This is a genomic window from Streptomyces sp. NBC_01717 (assembly GCF_036248255.1).
Classification (GTDB): Bacteria; Actinomycetota; Actinomycetes; order Streptomycetales; family Streptomycetaceae; genus Streptomyces.
The window spans coordinates 713,771-729,060 of record NZ_CP109178.1 but is presented as its reverse complement, the minus strand read 5'-3'; the positions used below and the strand labels follow the sequence as shown (position 1 = coordinate 729,060).

The following is a 15,290-nucleotide window of genomic DNA, read 5'->3' as shown; positions in this document are numbered from 1 at the left end:
TGCGCCTCGGCCTGCGGGACCTCGGTAGGCTCGAACGTCCAGGCACTCCGTACACCAGAGGATCCACCGCACCGTGTCCGACAACGCCCGAGGCTCCGACACCGACCGCTCCACCGATCGCACCGAGCTGAGCGGCGACGGCTCCGGCCGTGGCGTCCTGCGCGCCGACTGCGCGAACTGCTTCGGGTTGTGCTGCGTCGCGCTGACCCTGACCCGGTCGGCGGACTTCGCGGTCAACAAGGACGTCGGGCAGCCCTGCCACAATCTGCAGGACGACTTCCGCTGCGGTATTCACACCGAGCTGCGGACCCAGGGCTTCCCCGGCTGCACGGTGTACGACTGCTTCGGCGCCGGCCAGAAGGTCTCCCAGGAGACGTTCGACGGACAGGACTGGCGGCAGGCCCCGCAGACCGCCCAGCAGATGTTCCAGGTGTTCCCGGTCATGCGGCAACTCCACGAACTGCTCTGGTACCTCACCGAAGCCCTGACGCTGCGGGCGGCCCGCCCCCTCCACGGCGAGATACGGCGCGCCCTCGACACGACCGAACGTCTCACGCACGTCGCCCCCGACGCGTTCGCCGACCTCGACGTCGCAGGACACCGGGAGGACGTCGCCGCGCTGCTGCTGCGGACCAGCGAACTCGTACGGGCCACCGTCCCTCGCAAGAAGAAGCGCAACCACCGGGGCGCCGACCTCATCGGCGCCCGGCTCAAGGGCGCGAACCTGCAGGGGGCCGACCTGCGCGGCGCTCTTCTCATCGCCGCCGACCTCACCGGCGCAGACCTGCGTCTGGCCGACCTCATCGGCGCGGATTTCCGGGACGCCGAACTGTCCGGAGCCGACCTGACCGGGAGTCTGTTCCTCACGCAGGCGCAGCTCAACGCGGCGCGCGGCGACGCTGCCACGAAACTCCCGCCGTCGCTCAGTCCCCCCTCGCACTGGAACAAGTGACCGACGGCACCTGCTCCGGCCGGCGTCGCGAACGGTTGACGTCCGTGGTTCGTTGCACAGTGTGGCGTACCGGAAGAACCTTCGACGCCCGGACCGAGGAGCCCCGCAGATGCCCAGCCGAACCGACACCGGCCGCAGAGACCCCGGCGACCCCAACCGCACCGACGCGACCCGTACCCGCCTGATCGAGCAGCTCATGGAACGGTTCCCGCACGTGCCGCGGGAAGCCGTCGTCAAGGAAGACCTGCTGCGCGGCGGCGTGGCGTTCGACGAGTCCGCGCTCAGCGACAACGAGGACGGTGACGTCAAGCCGAAGTCGTACTTCATCTTCTCCTTCGACCACAGCACCCTGCCCGAGCTGGGCGCGGCCGCCCTGCGCCGCCCGCCGGAGGAGATCGTGCTCACCGGAGGCCCGTACGAGCTGCGCCGCACGGTCGTGTCGGTACGGGTGAACCCGGCGTCGCCGTACCGTGTCGCGGCCGACGCGGACGGTGTCCTCGGGCTGTATCTGGACGGCAGGCGGATCTCTGACGTGGGCCTGCCGCCGATGCCGGACTACTACCGGCACACGCTCGCCAACGGCAAGTCGGTGATGGAGGTCGCGCCCACCATCCAGTGGGGCTACCTCGTCTATCTGACGGTCTTCCGCGTCTGCCAGTACTTCGGCGCGAAGGAGGAGTGCCAGTACTGCGACATCAACCACAACTGGCGCCAGCACAAGGCGGCGGGACGCCCGTACACCGGTGTGAAGCCCGTCGAGGAGGTGCTGGAAGCGCTCGCCATCATCGACCGGTACGACACCGCGAAGACCTCCATCGCCTACACCCTCACCGGTGGCGCCATCACCTCCCACATCGGCGGGCGCGACGAAGCCGACTTCTACGGGCAGTACGCCAAGGCCATCGAGGAGGCCTTCCCCGGCCGCTGGATCGGCAAGGTCGTCGCGCAGGCCCTGCCGAAGGCCGACGTCCAGCGCTTCCACGATTTCGGCGTCCAGATCTACCACCCCAACTACGAGGTGTGGGACCGCCGGCTGTTCGAGCTGTACTGCCCGGGCAAGGAGCGCTACGTCGGCCGCGACGAATGGCACCGCCGCATTCTGGACTCCGCCGAGGTGTTCGGTGCCCGGAACGTCATTCCCAACTTCGTGGCGGGCGTGGAGATGGCCGAGCCGTTCGGCTTCACGACGGTCGACGAGGCCATCGACTCGACCACCGAGGGGCTGCGGTTCTTCATGTCGCACGGCATCACCCCGCGGTTCACCACCTGGTGCCCGGAACCCACCACGCCACTCGGGAAGACCAACCCGGACGGGGCACCGCTGGAGTACCACATCAGGTTGCTGGACGCTTACCGCTCGACGATGCAGGAGTACGGGCTCAGCTCGCCGCCCGGCTACGGTCCGCCCGGACCCGGGCGCGCCGTGTTCTCCGTCAGTTCGTTCATGGACAGCCTGCCGGCCGCCCCGGACGACGGCCAGTAGACCCGGGGGGCCCGAGGTCGGGCAATGCCCGGACGACGGGCGCCGGGTCGGACAGCCGTCGGACAACGCCCGTGCGGCGGAGCCGCGTTCGCGTACGACCTCGGCGCAGCCCCGCGCCATGGCGTTGCCCGTGCCGTCGGCCCACGCGGGTTTTGGCCGGCGCGGTCCGAGCGAAATCAGAGGCGGAAGCGGGGGTATCGGCGAATACGCCGTCGGTCCGCCCCCGCCCTGCCGACCGGGAGCACGAGGGTGGACCGGGGCCGGCCCTGTCAGGCGCGCCACTCCGCCGTACGCTCCGGGGAGGCAGCGGTGAGCGCCTTCGCGATGGTCTCGGCATCGCCCTGGTTGCCATAGACGGGAGTGCCCGGCTGCTGGCGCCAGGACTCGTCCAGACCGCCCGCATCCACTGTGTCGAAGCCCAGCTCGTCGATGAGGTCGCGCACGGTCTGCTTGGCGGCCGCGTCGTCACCGGCGACCGGCAGGGCCTGACGGCCGGGGCTGCCCTTCGGAAGAGCCTTGGTGAGGAGGTCATCCGCGTAGGTCCCGTTGAACGCCTTGATCACCGGGTGCCCGATCTGTTCCTGCGTCCACCTGCTCTCCGGCAGCCCGTCCTCGATGGCGGCGACACGGCCGTCGCGCTGCTGCGGGTAGTAGTTGCCGGTGTCGATGACCGCGACGTCTTCCGCGGCGCCGTTCAGGAACCCGGCGGGCAGGTTCGGGACTGCCTTTACCGGGATGGTGATGACCACGACACGGGCGCCCTGTGCCGCCTCCGCCACGGTGACCGGGGTCGCTCCGGTCTCCTCGGCGAGCGCGGTGAGCGTGTGCGGGCCGCGGGAGTTGGCGATCGACACCTCGTGGCCCAGCGCGGTAAGACGCCTGGTGAGATTGCCGCCGATGTTGCCCGCTCCGATGATTCCGATCTTCATGGATCCGACCTTTCGATGGTGCGTGCGGTGTGCAGTGCGGTCTCGCCGGTTCACCAACTCCTCGGCATCGGTACCTATTCCGGGTGGCTGGAAGACGTACGCCCGGTCGGCCGGACCGGGTGAGAACCGGCGACTGCGGGCACGTACAGAACGAGAAACGGAACCCCAGAAGCCCACTTGAAGGCGGAACCCATGCTGCACGGCGTCGATGTCAGCTCGTATCAGTCGTCCTTCGACACGGATGGACTGGACTTCGTTTTCATCAAGGCCACCGAGGGCCGTTCGTACGTCAATCCGCATCTGGCCTCGCAGGTCAAGCGGGCGAGGGACGCCTCATGCGTGGTCGGCTTCTACCATTTCCTGTGGCCGGGCAATCTCACGGCGCAGGCGGAGTACTTCGTGAGCAAGGCTCCGGAGAAGGCCGGCGATCTGCTGGCCGTCGACTGGGAGATGACCGGCGACGGAACGCGCGCGACCAACGCGGAGAAGGACCGCTTCATCCGCGAGGTCAAGCGCCTCCGGCCGGACCACCGGGTTCTGCTCTACTGCAACCGGCACTTCTGGCTGAATTACGACACCACGTCGTACGCCGGTGACGGCCTGTGGATCGCCGACTACGTGACCGCGGGCAAACCACGTATCGAGGCGACCTGGCGTATCCACCAGTACACCGACGATCCGCTCGACAAGGACGTGGCCGCCTTCGCGTCGCGCACCGCGATGCGCAACTGGGCCCGGCCCTAGGGGTGTCCGGCCGATCCGCCCGGCGATCGGGAACCGCACCGCCGCAGGCGCGTCCGCGTCCGCGCCGGACCAGTGAGTACCGGCCATCGTGGCTTTTGGATCACGCCCACGGGCGGTCCGGAGGGCCGGCTCCCGGCCCGGTCGCACGCACCCGCGACCGGCGAGGCGCCAAGTCGCTGACCCGATCCGCGGGCCCGGTGCGGCAGACTTCTTCGGTGACCACAAATGCGGCTCAACCACCACGAGACCGCGCGCTCGGGCGCGGCATCACAACCCTCATTCCGCAGGCCGCGACCGCCACCCCGGCGGAGCAGGCGGCCGCCGTGCTGGCAGGGATGCAGAGCGTTCCGGTACGGATCGGCGTGCTCCAGGCAGCCGTAGTGCTCCTGGAGGAACGGGTGCGTACGACGGAGGACGACGCGGAGCGCAGAGCGGCGGCGACGACCGTGGCCATGCTCCGTGGCGCGATCGGCCAGGCCGGCTGAACCACGGCAGGTCGTCCAACCGTCCAAGGCGACACCCTCCTGAAGCACGACCGTGGCCCCGAGCCTGCGCGTCAACCGGGCGATCACGCCGAGCACCGGCCCCCGGCTGAAGTGGGTGACCAAGACGCTCATCAGCCCCTGGTCGGCGGACGGTCAGCCCTCGTACAGGCCGAGGCCCTCGCCGGCCGCCGCGCGCACCAGGACGTCGGCCAGCTCCACCGGGGTGGAGAGCATCGGATAGTGCCCGGTGGCCAGTTCGAAGAACGTGACTCCGGGCTCGGCGAGCTTGGCGAACCGCGGCAGGCCGGTGCCGTGCAGGGTGCGGGCGAACTCCAGGCTGAGGCCGTTCGCGAGGCAGAACACCCCGGTGGTCGGGAGCTTGAGCCAGGCGCCGGTCAGCTCGATCGGCTCGGTGACGGCCCGGACCGGGTGCGGGGTGACCAGGCGGTGGTAGCGCTCCAGCTCCGCCGGCGGGACGGCGTGCACCGCCGGGATCTCCTCTGGCACCGGGACGACGCCGCCGAAGGCGCGGTCCAGCAGGCCGAGCTGCGGCATCTGCGCCACCACCGACTCACCCGGCTCCGGGAAGCCGGTGTCCACGAACACCACCCGGGCGACCTGTCCGGGGCGCCGGTCGGCCGCCGCGAGGGCCGGGAAGATGCCGTAGCTGTGCGCCACCAGCACAATCCCCGGGCCCTCCGCGTCGAGCAGCGCCGCCACGGCATCGGTGTGCTCACCCAGCCCGATGCCGGCGGGGTCCTCCCCCGCCCGATCGGCCATGCCGGGCAAGGTGACCGGAAGCGCCCGGTGCCCTTGCCCGGTCAGCTCGGCGGCCACCGCCTCCCAGGCCCAGCCACCCATGAAAAGCCCCGGGGCCAGCAGAAACGTCGTCATGACAGACCTCTTTCGAAGCATCGCCTATGCGGTCGGTCAGGACGGTAGGACCTCCCCCTGGGGGAGATTCCAGCCGTTTCTGGCGCGCGGGCCACGGGATCTTTTCGGCCAAGATCGACGGTCACGGGGGGTGGCGCCGAAATCTGTACAAGATCGTGGGAGTTCGGATTGAATCTGTCGCTCAAGCTCGGTGTGGCGTAGGTGGCTGCATTGGGTGCAAGGAGGGGTGGAATTCATGGCTCGTTTTTCTCGTCGTCGAAGGATTTCCGTTCTTGGTTTGGCCGTGGTTGCGGTGGCGGGTGTAGTGATGTTGCCATCCGGGGCGGACGAGACGGACGACAAGGCCCGGGTTTCGAAACGAGGCTGCACGTTGTCGATTCCGTACCGCTCGGGTTCCGGTGGCTATGCCTCATACCGGATACCCGCCGTCGTCCGGACGCGCGCGGGTGCGCTGCTTGCGTTCGCCGAAGGCCGTGTCGGCGGGCGGGAAGACAGCGGTGACATCGACGTCGTGGTCAGGCGGTCTCGTGATGGGGGCTGCACCTGGGGGCCACTGCAGGTTGTCGCGGCAGGGCGGGGGGATACCCGGGGCAATCCGGCACCAGTGGTCGATCCCCGCACCGGCGCCATCGTGCTGGTCACCTCGTACAACAGTGGTGAGGTGACCGAGGAGCAGATCCTCAGAGGCGAGACGGCGGACGAGGAGAGCCGTCGGGTGTTCGTGCAGACGAGCCAGGACGAGGGGCGGTCGTTCTCGGAACCGCGTGAGATCACATCAGCGGTGAAGCGCGCGAACTGGCGGTGGTACGCGACGGGGCCGGGCCATGCGGTCGCGCTGACCCGCGGCGAGCATGCCGGCCGCCTGGTGGTGCCTGCGAACCATTCTGCTGCCCCCTCTGCCAGGTCCGGGGACACTGGGCAGGAGGCCAAGTACTACGGGGCGCATGCGATCTACAGCGACGATTCGGGCCGGTCCTGGCACCTTGGTTTTGTGGATGATGCGTACGAGGGTGCGGTGAATGCGAATGAATCCACTGCCGCGCAATTGCCCGACGGCCGCCTGTACTTCAGCGCGAGGAATCAGCGCGGGACAAGTCCTGGTAATCGTCTGGACGCCTATTCCGATGACGACGGTGCGTCGCTCGACCGGCCCTACGCGGTACAGCCAACCCTCAGCGACGTCCCGATGGTCCAAGGGAGTGTGCTGCAACTGACGACCGAAGAGCGAGGTGAGTTGCTGTTCTCCGGGCCTTCAGTGCCGTCCGGGCGAGTCGCCATGGCTCTCTGGAGCAGCGCGGACGGTGGGCGCTCATTCCGGAAGGTGCTGACCTTGTCGTCACGGAAGGCCGGGTACTCGGACCTGGTGCAGCTTGATGACAGGACAGTTGGGATTCTGTATGAGACCGGGGACAACGGCCCGTACGAAGAGATCGCATTCCATGGAATTCCGGTGAGGTCTCTGGGAGCAAACGGTGCGCGGAGCTCGCAATGAGGCTGTGACCGTGGTCTTGGTCAATCGGTTCGGCGGCGCAATTCGGTCCAAGATTGTCCCCCGGCCCCCACCACGTTCCTGCCGTGGGCACTTACATCAGGACCGGACGCGACTCGGAGCGTCGGAACCTCTTGCCGAGAGCGCGCCGCCCGGGCAGCCGGTTACTCGGGCCAGAAACTGTTCAGGATGACCTCGACGAAGTCGATGCGCTGGAAGCCAGGCACGAAGTGGGCCAGCACATCGGCATTCACGGTGCCGAAGGTTGTGTCGGGCCGGTCCTTGAAGCCGTCAGTGAAAGCCACCAGAATCCGGCGCTTGAAGTCGGGTCGCGGGTGCGCATCGGTGACGGCTTCGAGTGACGCGGGATCCAGGGCGTCACGGCCGATCCCGAGCACATCAGTCTCCGAGCCCGCGGTGACCAACGCGATCTCGGGCTCCATGAACTCCGGAACACCAGGCGTTGTGTGCAGGGCGATCGCCGTCCAAACCCGGCGGACATCGTCAGCGCCGACCCCATGCTCGGTAAGGAACCGACGCGCCTCGTCCGCACCGTCGATCTCGAAGCGCTGCTGAGCGGTCCGGTATGACTGAGTCAGACCCAGGTCGTGGAACATCGCTCCGACGTAGAGCAGTTCCGGTTCGGGCTTCAGGCCGCGCTGTATCCCTTGCAGCATCCCGAAGAGGTAGACTCTGCGAGAGTGGTCGAACAACAGCGGCGGCTCATCTTCGCGGACCAGCGCCGTGGCCTCGGCCGCCAGCCGCGTATCGGGGATTTCGACGCCTGCGATCTTCTCGCCCATAGCTGATTCCCTCCTTCGCTAGGCCAGGAGCTGTCCCGTAATCCCTGGTGGATCAGCGCGCGGCGTCGGATGCGGTGCATCGCAAGGCAGAGGGGCGTCATCGCACTGGGCGTATTCGGGCGTTCCGACAACGTGGCGAGGTGCCGTAGCTGTCGTCGTGCGCCCGCCAGGGATTACGGGACAGCCCTTCGGGACGCGCATATACGCCGTGCCTGCGGAGCCGAACTCGATTGTGTCAATTCCGGTGGGGCGACAAGCGTGGCGATCACCGTTCCTAAGGCTTGTCCCGTAAATGATCTTTGACTGGGTGTGGCGTGGTCGGTGGCGGTCCGGCTGCTCGCCTATCCGGCGAGGTTGAGGTTGTGCAGGCGGGCGATGCCGAGCATGGCGTGGTGGACGCCATCGCCTTTGAGGCGGCAGTCGCGGAGGATCTTCCAGGTCTTCATGCGGGCGAAGACGTGCTCGACGCGGGCGCGGACCTGCTTGTGGGACTTGTTGTGGGCCTGTTTCCAGTCGGGTAGTTCTTCGCCTTTGCGGCGGCGGTGGGGCATCACGAGCCCGGTGCCCGGATAGCCGCCGTCGGCGATCGTCATCGTCTTGCCGACGGCAGCCTTCGCGCCGGACTCCTGCCACGCCTTGCAGTCGTTGCGGTTGCCCGGCAGGGGTCGGCCGACCATCACGACGAGCCGGGTGTCGGCGTCGATGACGACCTGGTGGTTGGTGGAGTACCTGTAGTTCTTGGACTGCGCGGCGATGGTGTGGTCGCGGGTAGGCACCAGGGTGCCGTCCACGATGAGTACGGCGTCCTTGCGGAACCGCTTGCGTGGCTGGAGCGCGAGCGACGGGCCGAGGTGGTCGATGACGCGGTCGGCCGCGGACTTCGAGATACCGAAGAGCGGAGCGAGTTGGCGCATCGTCAAGTTCGTGCGCCAGTAGGCCGCCACGAGCAGCACCCGGTCCTCCAGCGGAAGAGACCACGGGCGACCCTTGCGGACCGGATCTGCACCTTCACGGCGCAGCGCGGTAACCAGCTTGCCGAAGGAACGCGGGCTCAGCCCGGTGAACGGGGCTATCCAGGACGGCTCCGACGCCGTGATCACACCAGACACCGCAAGATCATCTCACCTGTGACCAGCAGTTACGGGACAGCCCTTAGGGGGCTGTCCCGTAAATGGTTCTTGGGTCGGCTTGAAGTGGCTGGTCGTTGCTGGCCGCCCGCCTACCCGACGAGGGCGAGGTTGCACATGCGCGCGATGCCGAGCATGGCGTGGTGGACGCCGATTCGTATGGTGTGACCGGCCCGGGGGCCGGCTGGCCACAGACCTGAAACGGTGACCCGCGACGTCCGGGGCTAGGTTGTCGCCGCGAAAGCGTCGACGCCCGTGAGGTCGGCCGACAGCGCCCACAGGCGCGCAGCCTGCTCGGGGTCGGTCGCGTGTGCCTGCACGCCGCTTTCCGAGCCGTCCCCGGCCAGCTCGGCTATGTCGCAGTCCTCGCAGTAGACGCCGCCCATGCCCGCCAGCTGGGGGGAGGTCGCCGCCCATACCTGCGTCGCCGCGCCCTGCCCGGCCGTCTTGAAGGTGGGATCGGTCGGGTTGCCGCTCTCGTCGATCCAGCCCGCGTCGACCATCTCCGCCTTCGCGAGGTGGCGCTGCAGCGGGGTGAGGATGCTGCCCGGATGCAGCGCGAACGCTCTGACTCCGGCGTCGCGGCCGAGCGCATCGAGCTGCACGGCGAACAGCACGTTCGCCGTCTTCGCCTGCCCGTACGCCTGCCATCTGTCGTAGCCACGCTCGAACTGCACATCGTCCCAGCGCACTCCGGTGATGCCGTGGGCGCCGGAGGACACGGCGACCACGCGCGCGCCACCGGGAGCGATCGCCGGCCAGAGATGGTTGATCAGCGCATAGTGACCGAGGTGGTTGGTGGCAAACTGCGCCTCCCACCCCGGGCCGACCCGCGTCTCGGGGCAGGCCATGACCCCAGCGTTGTTGATCACGATGTCGACCTTGCGACCCGAGGCCAGGAACCGCTCGGCGAAACCGCGGACGCTTTCGAGGTCGGACAAGTCGAGGTCGTCGGTCTCGACACCCTCGATGCCCTCGACCGCCTCCTGAGCGGCCGTCCGTCGCCGGGCGGGGACCACGACGCGGGCTCCGGCACCCGCCAGAGCGCGGGTCGTCTCCAGACCAAGTCCCGAGTAGCCACCGGTGACGATCGCGGTGCTGCCGGACAGGTCGATCCCGCTCAGGACGTCGTCCGCGGTGCTCCGGGCACCGAAGCCCGATCCGATCTTGTGCTGAGGTGTCGTCATGACGGAGACGCTAGATGCTGGACCGCGCTCTAGGTCAAGGGCCGGCGACGGAGAACGTCCGGGTCCAGCCGTTGCGTCTGTGCTAGATAACCACAATCGCCGACGGTGGCAATCCTGGTACCGGACCTGTCATACCCCACAGGCGGCGCAAGGGCGAAGCTCTGCCCAGTTGGAAGGAAGCCCACAACAAGTCCCACAAGCAGGTCCGCGCCGGAGTCGAGCACGTCTTCGCCCGCATGAAGACCTGGAAGATCCTCCGCAACTGTCACCTCAAGGGTGACGGCGCACACCACGCCATGCTCGGCGTCGCGCGCATGCACAACCTCGCCCTCGTCGGGTAGGCGGGCGGTAGCCGGCCAGCAACGAACAGCCACGTCAAGCCGACCCAAGAACTATTTACGGGACAGCCCTTAGCCAGTGCACATAAGTGAGTCCTGGACCCACCGGTGCGTACTGGGCGCATCCCGAACGGTTTTGGATGCGCTGGGTTCCCGTTTTCGCTTCCCGCTCGGCGGCGGCCCTCCGGGGGGCCGGTCCGTTGTGGGTGGGCGGGTTCCCTCACGTCCCCGGGTGCCTGGTTCGGCCTGGGCGGTCCGATGCCCCGCACGATCACTAGAACCGCAGTTCCCCCCACAAGTCCACCCGCAGGACTCAATCCCGCTCGCTACAACTCACTTCAATGCAGTAAACCGACAGCAGTTCGCAACCCCTCACTCCACCGCCGGGTGACGCGAGACGGAGTCGCCGGCGCGTAACGCATCGGGCTGCCGCCGTCATCGCAACTCGTCCAGGGCCCGGCGGCAGGCGTCCGGGTTCTCCCGCCAGTAGCGCCAGCTGTTCCCGTCCGTCAGGACAGCGGCGAGTGCGTCCTCCGGGCGGAGCCGCTCACGTCCCACGATCTCGCGGACGATCACGATCGCAGCCGTCAGTCCGTCCCTGCCGCCTGCGCAGAGATGCCCGAGGGCGGTCTCAGGGTGGTCGGCGGCCATGGCACGGGTGGAATCCACCAGCGGCCGCAGCCACCTGGCCCACCGGCTGTAGCCGTCCTCTCCCGGTCGTTCCGCCGCCTCCAGCAGAGGTCCGAGGGTGCGGGCGAGGCGCTCCCGACAGCTTGCCGCATCCTCCGTGACCCAGGGGTGTTCGGCTGTGAAGTGGCGCCAACCGGTCTCCACGTCCAGCTCGTCGAGCCACCAGGCACCGGCCGGCCTCACCCCCTCCGCACCACTGAGTACGAAGGCGTCCCGTACCAGTTCGTAGGACGGCGGTGTGTGTTCCGCCAACAGGACCGCGTCGTACAGGTCCTTGCCCTGCGGATAGGCGTCGGTGACCAGCCACAGCAGCTTCCAGGCCAGCGACAGAGCGGGGGAGACGGCCGGTACCCGGCAGCCGGGACCGTCACCCAGTGGCCGGATCCCGGTGAGTTCGGCCGGGGCCGGCAGGGTCTCGTTGAACACCACATCCAGCTGTACGGTGCCACCGGGAAGTCCCGCCGCAGTCCACGGCAGCAGCATGCGGCGGCCCGGAACCCGGTCGTACGTCCAGATGTTCTCGGTCACCATGGCGGCCGCGTCGATCCGGACGGCGCCGCGCGCGGCTGCCGCGGCGTCCCGGGCGATCGTGTCGAACAGACCCGCGGTCCGGGGTCCGTCCATGGCCCAGTCCTGAGGTACGACGAGGAAGTCCAGGTCGCCCGGATCGCGGGCCGCATCACCGAACCAGGTGGCCATCAACACGCTGCCGCGCAGCACCAGATGGCGGGCCCAGGGACCGTCCGCGACAGCCGCGAGCACCATATCGAGTACGGTCCGCCGCGCCCGGTGCCAGGCCCGGCCCGTCGCAGCATCCTCGAAGTGTGGTTCCCCGGCCCGGTAGGCGTTGGCGAACTGTTTCAAGGCAGGTTCGAAGATCGCCGGGTGATGCATGCCGACGGGGGCCGGAAGCAGCGTTGCGGGGAGATCCGCGTGCCGCCGTGTCGCGTCGTCGAGGGGCGCGTGCGGGATGTGCGGGGAGCCGGCCCACAGCCTCGTCCAGGAGGCGTCGCCGGCGGAGGAGGTCATGGTGATGGCTCCCGAGCGGAGGTGCGGCACGGTCCGCCTTGTCCGAGGCGGAGTTGGAGTTGAGGACGGCTGTGAGTTCCTGACGACAGCATAGGTTCCCAGGCTGTACGGGGAGTTCCCGGGCCCGGCTCCAGCACTTGCGCCGGAGCGATGCGAGCCGGCCTCGGAGCGGCCGAAACCCGCTCCGGCTACCTGCTTGTCCCAGTTGCGCGTGCGCGAACCATTGACACTCTCCCCGACCCCTCACTACGGTCACGCCAGAATTTCGAACGGTTGACGAAATATCGAACGCCCTAGGAGCTATAGGAGTTGCGCGAGCCTCAGGAGCAACCGCCTTGCCACTCATGGGAGTCGGCTGATCGTCCGGCAGTCACGAATGGGCGCGCTCAGCGATTCGAACCTTGTCCGATATACCGAACGCCCGATGGGATCCACCTCCTGTCGGACCAACTCCCGCCGCTTCCCTCGTACTCCGGAGGATCGATCATGCGCACGACCCGCACACGTACTGCAGCAGTCGCCCTGACAGCTGTCGCGCTGTCCCTCTCACTTGCAGCCTGCGGGCAGAGCAGCGCCGGTGGCAGCAAGGAGGAGAAGGGGGGTGGCAAGGGTTCCACCATCGGCATCGCCATGCCGACGAAGTCGTCGGAGCGTTGGATAGCCGACGGCCGCAACATGGTCGCCGAGTTCAAGAAGCTCGGCTACAAGACCGATCTGCAGTACGGCGAGGACGACGTCGACCAGCAGGTCTCCCAGATCGAGAACATGATCACCAAGGGCGTGGACGTCCTGGTCGTTGCGGCGATCGACGGCCGCGCGCTGAGCGACGTCCTGCGGCAGGCGGGGGAGCAGAACATCAAGGTCATCTCCTACGACCGGCTCATCCTCGGCAGCCCGGACGTCGACTACTACGCCTCCTTCGACAACGAAAAGGTCGGCGAACTCCAGGCCGGTTACATCGTCGACAAGCTCGGCCTGAAGTCCGGCTCCGGGAAGGGGCCCTTCAACATCGAACTGTTCGCAGGATCGCCCGACGACAACAACACGCGCTACTTCTTCCAGGGCGCCTGGAAGACCCTCAAGCCGTACATCGACAAGAAGCAGCTCGTCATCCGCAGCAAGCAGACGAAGCTTGACCAGATCACCACCCTGCGCTGGGACGGCGGCACCGCGCAGAAGCGCATGGACGACCTGCTGACCAGCGCCTACTCGTCGGCCGAAGTGGACGCCGTGCTCTCCCCGTACGACGGCATCTCCATCGGCATCATCTCGGCGCTCAAATCGGACGGCTACGGCACCAAGTCGAAGCCCTACCCGGTCGTCACCGGCCAGGACGCCGAGGTCGCCTCCGTGAAGTCGATCATTGCGGGACAGCAGACCCAGACCGTGTACAAGGACACCCGGGCCCTGGCCAAGCAGGCGGTCCAGATGGCCGACGCCGTACTCCACGACAAGAAGCCCGAGGTCAACGACACCACGACGTACAACAACGAGAAGCGCGTCGTGCCGTCCTTCCTCCTGGACCCGGTCAGTGTCGACAAGACCAACTACCAGGCGGAGCTGGTCGACTCGGGCTACATCAAGGAGAGCGACCTCCGATGACCGCCCCAGTCCTCGAAATGCGGTCCATCGTCAAGACCTTCCCCGGCGTCAAGGCGCTCTCGGATGTCTCCCTGACCGTCGCGGAGGGCGAGGTACACGCCCTCTGCGGGGAGAACGGCGCCGGCAAGTCGACCCTGATGAAGGTCCTCAGCGGAGTGCACCCGCACGGAAGCTACGAGGGCGAGATCCGATTCCGCGGCGAGCGCTGTGCGTTCAAGGACATCCGTGCCAGTGAGGCACGCGGCATCGTGATCATTCACCAGGAACTCGCCCTGGTGCCGTACCTCTCCATCGCGGAGAACATCTTCCTCGGCAACGAACACGCCAGCCACGGCTTCATCAGCTGGAACGAGACACTGCGACACGCCGCCGCCCTCCTGGAACGCGTCGGGCTGCGTGAGCACCCGCAGACCAGGGTCGCGGACATCGGAGTCGGCAAACAGCAGCTCGTCGAGATCGCCAAGGCCCTCGCCAAGAAGGTCGAACTGCTGATCCTCGACGAACCGACCGCCGCACTCAACGACGAGGACAGCGCCCAGCTCATCAGCCTCATCAAGGAGCTGAAGGGTCAGGGGATCTCCTCGATCATCATCTCGCACAAGCTGGGGGAGATCGCGGCGGTCGCCGACTCGGTCACCGTCATCCGCGACGGCCGCACCGTCGAGACTCTCGACGTGCACGCCGAGGCGACCACCGAGGACCGCATCATCCGCGGCATGGTCGGACGCGACCTCGACCACCGCTTCCCCGAACGGACCAGGTACGAGGGTGATCCGGGCGCCCACCCTGCCCTGGAGATCCGCGACTGGACCGTGCACCACCCCATCGACCAGCACCGCAAGGTCGTCGACCACGCCCGGGTCGAGGCCCGGCGGGGCGAGATCGTCGGCATTGCCGGCCTGATGGGCGCGGGACGCACCGAACTGGCCATGAGCGTCTTCGGGCGCACCTACGGCCACAACATCAGCGGCAAGGTCTTCAAGGACGGACAAGAGATCCGTACCCGCACCGTCCCGGAGGCCGTGCGGCACGGCATCGCCTACGTCACCGAGGACCGCAAGCAGTACGGCCTCAACATCATCGACACCATCGGCCGCAACATCACCCTCAGCGCCCTGGGCAAGGTGGCGCGGCGCGGCGTCGTCGACGAGCACGAGGAGACCCGGGTCGCGGAGTCGTACCGCAAGTCCATGAACATCAAGGCCCCGACCGTCTTCGAGCAGGTCGGCCGGCTCTCCGGCGGCAACCAGCAGAAGGTCGCCCTCAGCAAGTGGATCTTCGCCGGACCCGACGTGCTGATCCTCGACGAACCGACCCGCGGCATCGATGTAGGCGCCAAGTACGAGATCTACACCGTCATCGACCGGCTCGCCGCAGAAGGCAGGGCAGTTGTGCTGATCTCCTCCGAACTGCCCGAACTCCTCGGCATGTGCGACCGCATCTACACCATGTCGGCCGGCCGGATCACCGGCGAAGTCCCGCGCGCGGAGGCCACCCAGGAGGTCCTGATGCGCCATATGACCAGCGACAAGAGGTAG

At 67.7% G+C, this 15,290-nt stretch carries 13 protein-coding genes and 1 pseudogene; 8 read left to right on the top strand and 6 right to left on the bottom strand.

Features of this window, described 5'->3' with window-relative positions; translation table 11 throughout:
- The first annotated feature begins 127 nt into the window (after nucleotides 1-127).
- Nucleotides 128-952: a pentapeptide repeat-containing protein gene (locus OHB49_RS03580; protein WP_329166346.1), complete on the top strand. Its 825-nt coding sequence runs from the start codon at nucleotides 128-130 to the stop codon at nucleotides 950-952.
- A gap of 109 nt (nucleotides 953-1,061) precedes the next feature.
- Nucleotides 1,062-2,435 (top strand): radical SAM protein, encoded by a 1,374-nt coding sequence (locus OHB49_RS03575; protein WP_329157833.1) that lies wholly within the window; start codon nucleotides 1,062-1,064, stop codon nucleotides 2,433-2,435.
- Between the two features lie 269 nt (nucleotides 2,436-2,704).
- Here OHB49_RS03575 and OHB49_RS03570 read toward each other — a convergent pair whose 3' ends face one another.
- Nucleotides 2,705-3,664 carry an NADPH-dependent F420 reductase gene (locus OHB49_RS03570; RefSeq protein WP_329157832.1) on the bottom strand — a complete coding sequence of 320 codons (960 nt, stop codon included), beginning with the start codon at nucleotides 3,662-3,664 and terminating at the stop codon, nucleotides 2,705-2,707.
- On the opposite strand from OHB49_RS03570, the gene OHB49_RS03565 reads away from it, so the two are divergent.
- Both OHB49_RS03565 and OHB49_RS03560 read left to right on the top strand, forming a co-directional pair.
- A complete protein-coding gene (locus OHB49_RS03565) occupies nucleotides 3,557-4,108 on the top strand; it encodes a glycoside hydrolase family 25 protein (RefSeq protein ID WP_329157829.1) in 552 nt (183 codons plus the stop codon). The genes OHB49_RS03570 and OHB49_RS03565 overlap by 108 nt on opposite strands.
- Nucleotides 4,109-4,323: 215 nt before the next feature.
- Complete coding sequence (locus OHB49_RS03560) at nucleotides 4,324-4,593, top strand: hypothetical protein (protein ID WP_030933512.1); 270 nt, start codon at nucleotides 4,324-4,326, stop codon at nucleotides 4,591-4,593.
- A 153-nt stretch (nucleotides 4,594-4,746) separates the two neighbouring features.
- Here the strand turns inward: OHB49_RS03560 and OHB49_RS03555 are convergent, their stop codons facing one another.
- Nucleotides 4,747-5,487: an alpha/beta fold hydrolase gene (locus tag OHB49_RS03555; RefSeq protein WP_329157827.1), complete on the bottom strand. Its 741-nt coding sequence runs from the start codon at nucleotides 5,485-5,487 to the stop codon at nucleotides 4,747-4,749.
- 235 nt (nucleotides 5,488-5,722) lie between these two features.
- On the opposite strand from OHB49_RS03555, the gene OHB49_RS03550 reads away from it, so the two are divergent.
- Nucleotides 5,723-6,979 carry a sialidase family protein gene (locus OHB49_RS03550; protein ID WP_443079638.1) on the top strand — a complete coding sequence of 419 codons (1,257 nt, stop codon included), beginning with the start codon at nucleotides 5,723-5,725 and terminating at the stop codon, nucleotides 6,977-6,979.
- A gap of 161 nt (nucleotides 6,980-7,140) precedes the next feature.
- Here OHB49_RS03550 and OHB49_RS03545 read toward each other — a convergent pair whose 3' ends face one another.
- From OHB49_RS03545 to OHB49_RS03535, 3 genes are all read right to left on the bottom strand, one after another.
- Nucleotides 7,141-7,779: an HD domain-containing protein gene (locus OHB49_RS03545; RefSeq protein WP_329157825.1), complete on the bottom strand. Its 639-nt coding sequence runs from the start codon at nucleotides 7,777-7,779 to the stop codon at nucleotides 7,141-7,143.
- Nucleotides 7,780-8,120: 341 nt separating this feature from the next.
- On the bottom strand, nucleotides 8,121-8,888 hold the full coding sequence (locus OHB49_RS03540; protein WP_329157823.1) for a transposase: 768 nt from the start codon (nucleotides 8,886-8,888) through the stop codon (nucleotides 8,121-8,123).
- Nucleotides 8,889-9,130: 242 nt separating this feature from the next.
- Complete coding sequence (locus tag OHB49_RS03535) at nucleotides 9,131-10,093, bottom strand: SDR family NAD(P)-dependent oxidoreductase (protein WP_329157822.1); 963 nt, start codon at nucleotides 10,091-10,093, stop codon at nucleotides 9,131-9,133.
- A 92-nt stretch (nucleotides 10,094-10,185) separates the two neighbouring features.
- On the opposite strand from OHB49_RS03535, the pseudogene OHB49_RS03530 reads away from it, so the two are divergent.
- Nucleotides 10,186-10,434, top strand: a pseudogene (locus tag OHB49_RS03530) (transposase); the annotation flags it as partial.
- A 432-nt stretch (nucleotides 10,435-10,866) separates the two neighbouring features.
- On the opposite strand, the gene OHB49_RS03525 reads toward OHB49_RS03530, so the two are convergent.
- On the bottom strand, nucleotides 10,867-12,150 hold the full coding sequence (locus tag OHB49_RS03525) for a nucleotidyl transferase AbiEii/AbiGii toxin family protein (RefSeq protein ID WP_329157821.1): 1,284 nt from the start codon (nucleotides 12,148-12,150) through the stop codon (nucleotides 10,867-10,869).
- Between the two features lie 486 nt (nucleotides 12,151-12,636).
- Here OHB49_RS03525 and chvE point away from each other — a divergent pair, with 486 nt between their 5' ends.
- The gene (chvE, locus tag OHB49_RS03520) at nucleotides 12,637-13,752 is read left to right on the top strand and encodes a multiple monosaccharide ABC transporter substrate-binding protein (protein ID WP_030978668.1); all 1,116 of its coding nucleotides are present in this window, start codon (nucleotides 12,637-12,639) and stop codon (nucleotides 13,750-13,752) included.
- On the top strand, nucleotides 13,749-15,290 hold the full coding sequence (gene mmsA / locus OHB49_RS03515; protein ID WP_329157817.1) for a multiple monosaccharide ABC transporter ATP-binding protein: 1,542 nt from the start codon (nucleotides 13,749-13,751) through the stop codon (nucleotides 15,288-15,290). Before chvE ends, mmsA begins: the two co-directional genes overlap by 4 nt.

Excerpts from the sequence above, each read along its gene's own strand:
- OHB49_RS03575 (WP_329157833.1), top strand. The coding sequence starts at position 1,062 with ATGCCCAGCCGAACCGACACCGGCCGCAGAGACCCCGGCGACCCCAAC.
- OHB49_RS03565 (WP_329157829.1), top strand. The coding sequence starts at position 3,557 with ATGCTGCACGGCGTCGATGTCAGCTCGTATCAGTCGTCCTTCGACACG.
- OHB49_RS03570 (WP_329157832.1), bottom strand. The coding sequence starts at position 3,664 with ATGCGGATTGACGTACGAACGGCCCTCGGTGGCCTTGATGAAAACGAA.
- OHB49_RS03555 (WP_329157827.1), bottom strand. The coding sequence starts at position 5,487 with ATGACGACGTTTCTGCTGGCCCCGGGGCTTTTCATGGGTGGCTGGGCC.
- OHB49_RS03550 (WP_443079638.1), top strand. The coding sequence starts at position 5,723 with ATGGCTCGTTTTTCTCGTCGTCGAAGGATTTCCGTTCTTGGTTTGGCC.
- OHB49_RS03545 (WP_329157825.1), bottom strand. The coding sequence starts at position 7,779 with ATGGGCGAGAAGATCGCAGGCGTCGAAATCCCCGATACGCGGCTGGCG.
- OHB49_RS03535 (WP_329157822.1), bottom strand. The coding sequence starts at position 10,093 with ATGACGACACCTCAGCACAAGATCGGATCGGGCTTCGGTGCCCGGAGC.
- OHB49_RS03525 (WP_329157821.1), bottom strand. The coding sequence starts at position 12,150 with ATGACCTCCTCCGCCGGCGACGCCTCCTGGACGAGGCTGTGGGCCGGC.
- chvE (WP_030978668.1), top strand. The coding sequence starts at position 12,637 with ATGCGCACGACCCGCACACGTACTGCAGCAGTCGCCCTGACAGCTGTC.
- mmsA (WP_329157817.1), top strand. The coding sequence starts at position 13,749 with ATGACCGCCCCAGTCCTCGAAATGCGGTCCATCGTCAAGACCTTCCCC.